This is a genomic window from Hansschlegelia beijingensis (assembly GCF_045505405.1).
GTDB classification, from domain to species: domain Bacteria; phylum Pseudomonadota; class Alphaproteobacteria; order Rhizobiales; family Methylopilaceae; genus Methylopila; species Methylopila beijingensis_A.
This window is the reverse complement of sequence record NZ_JBJKEX010000104.1, coordinates 1-8968: the sequence shown is the minus strand read 5'-3', so window position 1 is coordinate 8968 and position 8968 is coordinate 1. Positions and strand designations below refer to the sequence as shown.

The 8968-nt window shown below is 69.1% G+C and carries 7 protein-coding genes; 1 reads left to right on the top strand and 6 read right to left on the bottom strand.

What is annotated here, in order from left to right; translation table 11 throughout:
- The 6 genes from ACIKT0_RS08805 to ACIKT0_RS08780 form a co-directional block, all read right to left on the bottom strand.
- Positions 1-1231: DEAD/DEAH box helicase (locus ACIKT0_RS08805; protein WP_407104983.1), on the bottom strand; the 1231-nt coding region annotated here is incomplete at its 3' end.
- Positions 1232-1522: 291 nt separating this feature from the next.
- Positions 1523-3169 (bottom strand): glucose-6-phosphate isomerase, encoded by a 1647-nt coding sequence (gene pgi, locus ACIKT0_RS08800; RefSeq protein ID WP_407104982.1) that lies wholly within the window; start codon positions 3167-3169, stop codon positions 1523-1525.
- A 28-nt stretch (positions 3170-3197) separates the two neighbouring features.
- Positions 3198-5006, bottom strand: a complete 1809-nt coding sequence (gene edd, locus ACIKT0_RS08795; RefSeq protein ID WP_407104981.1) for a phosphogluconate dehydratase — start codon at positions 5004-5006, stop codon at positions 3198-3200.
- 33 nt (positions 5007-5039) lie between these two features.
- Complete coding sequence (gene pgl, locus ACIKT0_RS08790) at positions 5040-5750, bottom strand: 6-phosphogluconolactonase (RefSeq protein WP_407104980.1); 711 nt, start codon at positions 5748-5750, stop codon at positions 5040-5042.
- A complete protein-coding gene (zwf, locus tag ACIKT0_RS08785; RefSeq protein WP_407104979.1) occupies positions 5747-7228 on the bottom strand; it encodes a glucose-6-phosphate dehydrogenase in 1482 nt (493 codons plus the stop codon). Before zwf ends, pgl begins: the two co-directional genes overlap by 4 nt.
- 82 nt (positions 7229-7310) lie before the next feature.
- Positions 7311-8129: an enoyl-CoA hydratase/isomerase family protein gene (locus ACIKT0_RS08780; RefSeq protein ID WP_407104978.1), complete on the bottom strand. Its 819-nt coding sequence runs from the start codon at positions 8127-8129 to the stop codon at positions 7311-7313.
- Positions 8130-8286: 157 nt separating this feature from the next.
- Between ACIKT0_RS08780 and wrbA the strand changes: the two genes are divergently transcribed.
- Positions 8287-8886, top strand: coding sequence for an NAD(P)H:quinone oxidoreductase (wrbA, locus tag ACIKT0_RS08775; RefSeq protein WP_407104977.1), 600 nt, complete (start codon positions 8287-8289; stop codon positions 8884-8886).
- Positions 8887-8968 lie beyond the last annotated feature (82 nt).

Here is an 8968-nt window from a genome sequence, read left to right as displayed (position 1 = left end):
GCTGCGGACGTCCGCCGCCGCCGGGCCGCTGCCCCTGCGGGCGGCCTTGCCGCTGAGTCTTCTGGGACGCTGCGCCGTCGCCTTCCGGCTCGGCCTTGCCGGCCTCCGAACGCCTGTCCGTCGCCGGAATGGACTGTCGGATCAGTCGCTCGATGTCGCGCAGATAGGCCCGCTCATCGTTGGCCACGAGCGAGATCGCGACACCTTCGGCGCCCGCGCGCGCTGTGCGGCCGATGCGATGAACGTAGGACTCCGGCACGTTGGGGACGTCGTGGTTCACCACATGGGTGACCCCGTCGACGTCGATGCCGCGCGCGGCGATGTCGGTCGCGACCAGCACCCGCAGGTGCCCGGTGCGGAACGAGCCGAGCGCGCGCTCACGCTGCGCCTGGCTCTTGTTGCCATGGATCGCCGCGGCGTCGATGCCGGCCTCGCTGAGCTGCCGGACGACCTTGTCGGCGCCGTGCTTGGTGCGGGTGAACACCAGCGCGCGGCCGAGGTCCGGCGTGCTCAGAAGCTCGGCCAGAACCGCCCGCTTGCCGGACTGCTCGACGAAGATGACGCTCTGCTCGACGCGATCGGCGGTCTTGGCCACCGGCGTCACCGCCACGGTCGCCGGGTCCCGCAGCATGGCGTCGGCGAGTTCCTTGATCGCCTTCGGCATGGTGGCGGAGAAGAACAGCGTCTGGCGGCGATGCGGCAGCATCGGCAGGATGCGGCGGATCGCGTGGATGAAGCCGAGGTCCAGCATCTGGTCGGCCTCGTCGAGGACGAAGTGCTCGACCTGGTCGAGCCTGAGCATCTTGCCGTCGATGTGGTCGAGCAGCCGGCCCGGGGTCGCGACGAGGATGTCGACGCCGCCCGAAAGCTTGCGGACCTGCGGACCTGCGGCGACGCCGCCGAACACGACGGCGACCGAGAGCTTCAGGTTGCGCGAATAGGACTGGAAGCTCTCCGCGATCTGGCTGGCGAGCTCACGCGTCGGGGACAGCACGAGGACGCGGCAGCCGCGGCGGGGCGCGACGCGGGGGTTGGCCGCGAGCCGCTCGATGATGGGAAGCGCGAAGGCGGCCGTCTTGCCGGTGCCCGTCTGGGCGATGCCCATGAGGTCGCGGCCTGCGAGCACGGTCGGGATGGCCTGAGCCTGGATCGGGGTAGGGGTCTCGTAGCCCTCCGCCGCCAGCGCGTCGAGGACGGGGGCGGACAGGCCGAGATCGGTGAATTTGGTCAAGTTCAGTCTTCCGGATGCAGCCATCGGCCGCCGCGCCTCTCATGGGCGCACGGCTATGGCGGGTGCGTTGAGACGCGCCCCGCGTGATCTGGGCTGTCGATGAGGGTTCCGAGGCGTCCGGCAGGTCCGGCGAGAGCCGGCGTCACGCGGCCTGGACGCGAGTGTCACTTTATCCAGCGACAGGAGACATGTGCGGGGCTAAGCCCGATAAGTCAAGCAATCGCTGAGTCTAGCGGCGATGCGCCGCGGCGGCCGCATCCATCTGCAGCGGCCGCCGCAGCGTGCCGTGCCTCATCCAGTCTGCCCCTGCAGCGCGAGCAGGTGATCGACCAGGCCGCGCGTGGACGAATCGAGCTCCTCCGTGCCGGCTTCCCGCTTCATCACAGGGATCAGGCGTGAGGCGAGCTCCTTGCCGAGCTCGACGCCCCACTGGTCGAAGGAGTTGATCCCCCAGATCACGCCCTGGGTGAACACCTTGTGCTCATAGAGCGCGATCAGGCGTCCAAGGGTGCGCGGATCGAGCGTGCGGTAGGCGATCGCGCAGGTCGGCCGGTCGCCCGGGAAGGTCTTGTGCGGCGCAAGCTCCTCCGCCTGCTCGGAGCTCTTGCCGGCGCCTTTCAGCTGCGCGGCGGCCTCCTCGGTCGTGCGGCCCTTCATGAAGGCTTCGCCCTGCGCCAGCGCGTTGGCGAGCAGCATCGCGTGCTGATCCCCGACGTTCTCGTGCGGCAGGGCGGCCATCAGGATATCCGCGGGCACGACGTCGGCGCCCTGGTGCAGCAGCTGGTAGAAGGCGTGCTGGCCGTTGGTGCCTGGCTCGCCCCAGACGATCGGCCCGGTCGCGCGCTCGACGGGCGCCCCGTCAAGCGTGACGCGCTTGCCGTTCGATTCCATGTCGAGCTGCTGGAGATAGGCCGGAAAGCGCGCGAGCCGCTGGTCATAGGGCAGCACCGCATGGGTGCCGAAGCCCCAGACGTTGCGGTGCCAGACGCCGAGCAGGCCCATGAGCGCCGGGATGTTGCGGTCGAGCGGCGCATCGCGGAAGTGCTCGTCGACCTCCCGGCCGCCGTCCAGGAACGCCTGGAAATTCTGCGCGCCGATCAGGATGGTCAGCGACAGGCCGATGACCGACCAGATCGAGTAGCGGCCGCCGACCCAGTCCCAGAAGCGGAACATGCGCTCCTCGGACATCCCGAAGGCCTCCACCGCCTCGACATTGGTCGAGATCGCCGCGAAATGCGCGCCGACCGTGGCTTCACCGAGCGCCCCGACGAGCCAGCCGCGGGCGGCGTGGGCGTTGGCCATGGTCTCGAGGGTGGTGAAGGTCTTGGACGCGACGAGGATGAGGGTGCGGGCCGGATCGAGGCGCCTCAGCGTGTCGGTGATATGGGCGCCGTCCACGTTCGAGACGAAGTGTCCGCGCAGGCCGGCCTGCGTGTAGGGGGTAAGCGCCGTCGCGGCCATCGCCGGCCCGAGATCGGAGCCCCCGATGCCGATATTGACGATGTCGCTGAAGCGCTCGCCGGTCGCCCCCATGAGCGCGCCGCTGCGCACCGCCTCGGCGAACTGCGCGGCCTTCCGGCGCTCCGCGAGCACCTCCGGCATGACGTCCTGGCCGTCGACGAGGATTCGGGCGTCCTCAGCCGCCCGAAGGGCGGTGTGCAGGACAGCCCGGCCCTCTGTCGTGTTGATCTTCGCGCCGGAGAACATCGCGTCGCGGCGGCCCTCCACGTCGCAGGCGCGGGCGAGTTCGACGAGCAGCGAGATCGTCTCGGGCGTCGTGCGCGTCTTGGAGTAATCGAACAGCAGGTCCTCGAGCTTGATCGACATGCGCGCGAAGCGGTGCGGATCGTCGGCGAACATGCGCCTCAGGGGCGTCCGCTCGACCTCATGCCGATGCGCGGACAGCCGTTCAAAAATCGCGTCGCGGGCTTCGTTCATTCTTCTCTCCAGAGCGGCTGGGCGGCCGTCAGATGGCGCTCGCGCCCTGTTCCGCCGAGCCCACCGCGGCGCGGAAGGCCGCGAAAAGGTTTCTGCCCATGCCGAACTGCGGCTCGGTTTCCTCGTAGGCCGGGACGCGGCTCTCGAACTCCCCGGCGGGGGTCCTGACCTCGAGCACGCCGGCCTCCGCGTCCAGGCGGATCAGGTCGCCGTCGTGGATCCGGCTGATCGCCCCGCCATGCGCCGCCTCCGGGGTGACGTGGATCGCCGCCGGCACCTTGCCCGAGGCGCCGGACATCCGGCCGTCCGTCACCAGCGCGACGCGGTGGCCGCGGTTCTGCAGCACCGACAGCGCAGGCGTGAGCCGGTGCAGTTCGGGCATGCCATTGGCCTTCGGCCCCTGGAAGCGGAGCACCACCACCACGTCGCGGTCGAGTTCGCCTGCGCGGAACGCCGCCTCCAGCGCGTCCTGGGAGGAGAACACCCGCGCCGGCGCCTGGATGATCCAGCGGTCCCTTTTGACCGCCGAGACCTTGATGACGGCGCGGCCGAGATTGCCCTTGAGCAGCCTGAGCCCGCCTTCGGGATCGAAGGGCCGGGCGGCGGGGCGGAGCACGCTCTCGTCGCGGCTGGCGGCGTCCGTCTCGCGCCACACGATCTCCTCGCCGACCAGCGCAGGCTCCTTCTCGTAGTCTGCGAGGCTATGGCCCATGACGGTCAGCACGTCGTCATGGAGCAGGCCGGCGCGGCGCAGCTCGCGGATCAGGAACTGCATGCCGCCGGCGGCGTGGAAGTGGTTCACGTCCGCCGAGCCGTTCGGATAGATCCGGCAGAGCAGGGGGGTCGCGGCCGAGAGATGGTCGAAGTCGTCCCAGGTGAGCGTGATGCCGGCGGCCTTGGCCATCGCGATCAGGTGGATGGCGTGGTTCGTCGAACCGCCGGTTGCGTTGAGCCCGACGATGCCGTTCACGAACGCCTTCTCGTCCAGAACCCGGCCGATCGGCGCGTAGCCGTTGCCGGACCGCGTGATCGCCAGCGCCTGGCGGACGGCGGCCTGAGTCAGCGCGTCCCGCAACGGGGTGTCGGGCGGCACGAAGCTCGAGCCGGGCAGGTGAAGGCCCATGATCTCCATGAGCATCTGGTTGGAGTTCGCGGTGCCGTAGAACGTGCAGGTGCCGGGCGAGTGATAGCTCGCCGACTCCGACTCGAGGAGTTCGGCGCGCCCGACCTTGCCCTCGGCGTAGAGCTGCCGGACGCGCGCCTTCTCGTCGTTCGAGATGCCGGTTGGCATCGGCCCGGAGGGAACGAAGATCGCCGGCAGATGGCCGAAGGCCAGAGCCCCGATGACGAGGCCCGGCACGATCTTGTCGCAGATGCCGAGATAGAGCGCGGCGTCGAACATGTCGTGGCTGAGCGCGACCGCCGTGCCCAGCGCGATGACGTCGCGCGAGAACAGGCTGAGCTCCATGCCGGGCTGGCCCTGCGTGACGCCGTCGCACATCGCCGGCACGCCGCCTGCGACCTGGGCGACCGCGCCTGCCTCCCGCGCGGCCGTGCGGATGAGCTCGGGGTAGCGCTCATAGGGACGATGCGCCGAGAGCATGTCGTTGTAGGCGGTCACGACCGCGACGTTCGGAACCTGCTGGCCCTTGAGCGCCGCCTTGTCGTCATGGCCGCAACCCGCGAAGCCGTGGGCGAGATTGCCGCAGGAGAGCGCCGCGCGATGCGGTCCGGCGGCGGCGGCGCGCTCGACCTCGCCCAGATAGCGCGCGCGGCCGTCCCGGCTGCGGGCGACGATCATCTCGGTGACGGCGGCGATGCGCGGGTGGAGGGTCATTGCGAATCCGGTTTCGGGCTTTCTGGCGGGCGATCAGGGCGCCCACACCACCTCCAGCGGACGCGGAGCGTGTTCGATCACCGCCCGGATCGGCATCTCGAGCGGATCGTCCCCGGCGAGCGCCTTCTCGAGGGTCGCCATCTTGCTGTCTCCCTCGATGTGGAGCACCAGCGACTTCGCGGCCAGGATCATCGGCAAGGTGAGGGTGATGCGGGGCTCCATCGCCGCGAGGGCGCGCATCGGGACCACCAGCAGCTTGCCGCTCATGTCGAGGGCGTCTTCGAGGCGGTCGCCCTTGGGGAAGAACGAGGCCGTGTGGCCGTCGCCCCCCATGCCGAGGATTGCGGCGGTCAGGGGCCCCGAAAGATCGGCGATCCGCTCCTGCGCTTCGAGAAGGCCGCCCTCCGGCGAGCCCGCGTCCGTCACCAGCGGCACGAACGTCGCCGCGGCGGCCTCGTTCTGAAGCAGGTTCTCCTTCACGAGGCGCGCATTGGACCGGTCGTCCGTCTCAGGCACCCAGCGTTCGTCGACCAGCGTGACGGTGACGTCCTCCCAGTCGAGCTCCGCCGTGGAGAGCTCCCGGAAGAACTTCTTCGGCGTGCCGCCTCCTGAGACGGCCAGAGTGGCCGCGTCGCCTCTGGCGACCTGGGCGCGCAGGGCGTCGGCGATCTCCGCGGCGAGCGTCTGCGCCAGGGTGGTTCGATCCGGAAAGGTCCGGAGATGGATCCTGTCGACGCCGATCATGAGGGGTCCTCGCGCCAGGTTCGGCCGTCCCGTTCGATGAGCGCCACGGCGCTTGAAGGTCCCCAGGTGCCGGCGGTGTAGGGCGCCGGCGGCTGGCCCAGCCGGGACCACGCCTCCAGGATCGGATCGGCCCAGACCCACGCGGCCTCGACCTCGTCGCGGCGCATGAACAGGGCCTGGTTTCCGCGGATGACATCCATCAACAGCCGCTCATAGGCGTCCGGGTTTCGGCCCTTGAAGGTCTCTGCGAAGGAGAGGTTCAGCGGAACCTCCCGGAACCGCATGCCGCCGGGGCCGGGATCCTTGATCATCAGATAGAGCTTCACGCCCTCGTCCGGCTGAAGGCGGATGACAAGAGCGTTCTGGGCCAGGAAGCCGCCGGCCGATCCGAAGATCGACAGCGGAACCTGCCGGAACTGGATCACGATCTCGGACACCTGGGTCGGCAGCCTCTTGCCGCTCCGCAGGTAGAACGGCACGCCGGCCCAGCGCCAAGTCTGCACTTCGGCCTTCAGCGCCACGAAGGTCTCGGTCGTGCTCTCGTCGACCCCGTCGAGCTCTTCCAGATAGCCGGGCACCGATTTGCCGTCGATCACGCCCGAGCGGTACTGGCCCCGGACCGTCAGGGTCCGAACGTTGCTGTCGTCGATCGGCTTGAGGGCCCTGAGCACCTTGAGCTTCTCGTCCCGCAGCGCGTCCGCCTCCATCGCCGATGGCGGCTCCATCGCCACGAGGCAGAGCAGCTGCAGGATGTGGTTCTGCATCATGTCGCGAAGGGCGCCGGCGGTGTCGTAGTACCCGCCGCGGCCCTCCACGCCGATCTTCTCCGCCACCATGATCTGGACGTGGTCGACATGAGCCGAGTTCCAGACCGGCTCAAACAGCACGTTGGCGAAGCGCAGCGCCATCAGGTTCTGAACCGTCTCTTTCCCGAGATAGTGGTCGATCCGGTAGATCTGGCTCTCTGGCAGCACGTCGCCGACGGCGTTGTTGATCTCCTGCGCTGACGCGAGGTCGTGGCCGAGAGGCTTCTCCAGCACGACGCGCGTCTTGGGCGTGATCAGGTCGAACTTGGCGAGGCCGTGGGCAATCGCGTCGAACAGGTTCGGCGAGGTCGCGAGATAGATCGCGCGGACCCGGTCCAGGCCGTCCGCGATGGACGCCCGGAGCTCCTCCCAGCCCTCGTCGTGGTCGGCGTCGACGGCATGATAGTCCAGCCGATCCAGAAATCGCCGAAGCTTGTCGCCTTCGCGTTCTTCAGCCGTGACATGGGTTTCGAGCGCCTCGCTCACCTCCTTCCTGAACTCGTCGCGGCTCAGCTGGCGGCGGGAGACGCCGATGATCCGGCTCGGGTCCGTGATCTGCCCGTCGCGGTCCCGGCGATAGAGGGAGGGAAACAGCTTCCGATAAGCGAGGTCGCCGGTCCCGCCGAACACCACGAGGTCGAAGGGATCCACGGCGAGGATGCGGCTCGTCATCTGATGTCCGCTCCCATGAGATGATTACTGCGGATGCGAGATGATAGCGCTGCGTCCGCGCTGTCAAACAACCCCGCCGGGTTCACGAAGCCGGCTGAGGAGCCTGCGCTCGCCGCCATGTGAAGCGCGGCGGCCGCTTGTCCAGGAAGGCGCGCGCGCCTTCGATCAGGTCCTCTCCGGAGAATCCGCCGCGCCAGAGCGCCTCAAGCGTCGCGAGGTCAGGCTCCGGGTCGCCGAGGGCGTCCACGGTTCGCTTCGCGGCTGCGAGAGAGTATCGGGAGTTGGCGGCGATCGCCGCGGCCAGTTCGTCGACCTCGGCCTCGAGGCGCTCGGGCTGGACGGCGCGGTCTACGAGGCCGATCGCGGCCGCCCTCTCCGCGTCGATCAGCCGCCCGGTGAAAAGCAGCTCCTTCGCGGCCGACGGCCCGACCGCCGCGACCAGCCGGCGGGTGCTGGCGACAGGATACACGATGCCGAGCTTCGCCGGCGTGACGCCGAAGCGCGCGGCGGATCCTGCGATCCGAATGTCGCAGGCGAGTGCGATCTGGCAGCCGCCGCCGACGCAAGCCCCGTCGATCAGCGCGATGGTGGGCTGGGGAATGCTGGCCACCGCCTCCTCGCCGTTCCGGACCGCGTTCGCGAACGCTTCCCGCCGCATCTCGTCGGCCTCGGCGAGGGCGACGAACTCCCCAATGTCGGCCCCGGCGCTGAACGCGCCCCCGGAGCCGCGCACGACCACCACGGCGACTTCAGGGTCCGCGGCGATCGCGGCCGCGGCGTCCGTGAAGGCGCGCCAGGTGGCCTCGTCGATCGCGTTCTTCTTGCTGGGGCGGTCGATCACGATCGAAGCGCGGGACCCCTCGCGCCTGAGGATCAGAGAACCAAACCGTTCTTCGCTCATGGTCCCTCCCGCGCCGTCCCCGGACGCAGGAAACGAGCGCCCTAATTTGCTTTCACGCAAATAACACTTCGCCGGCAACCCGCTTGCCAGCGCCGCGCGCAACGATCAGCTTCTTCGTCAGTCAGGGCGTCAAGCCCACAAGCGAACGGAGCCAGTCATGACCAAAGTCCTCGTGCTTTACTATTCCACCTACGGCCACGTGGAGACGATGGCCGACGCGGTCGCCGAGGGCGCGCGCCAGGCGGGCGCCGAGGTCGCGGTCAAGCGGGTTCCGGAAACCGTCCCGCAGGAGATCGCGGAGAAGAGCCACTTCAAGCTCGACCAGAAGGCGCCGATCGCCACGGTCGATGAACTGCCCGAGTATGACGCGATCATCTTCGGCGCGCCGACCCGCTTCGGCACGGTGGCCTCGCAGATGCGCTCCTTCATCGACCAGACCGGCGGACTGTGGTTCTCCGGCAAGCTCGTGGGCAAGGTCGGGTCGGTCTTCACCTCCACGGCCACCCAGCATGGCGGGCAGGAGAGCACGATCCTGAGCTTCATCCCCACACTGCTCCACCACGGCATGGTGGTCGTCGGTCTGCCCTATTCCTTCGCAGGCCAGATGAACATGGACGAGATCACCGGCGGATCGCCCTATGGGGCGTCGACCCTGGCCAAGAGCGACGGGTCGCGCGCGCCGTCCGAGAACGAACTCGACGGCGCCCGCTTCCAGGGGCGGCACGTCGCCGAGATCGCGGCCAAGCTGGCGCGCTGATCTCAGGCGTCGTCGCGCCAGCCATAGATCCAGTCGAGGCCGGCGAGCAGGGCGCTCGCCGGCCTCGACTGGATCTATGGCA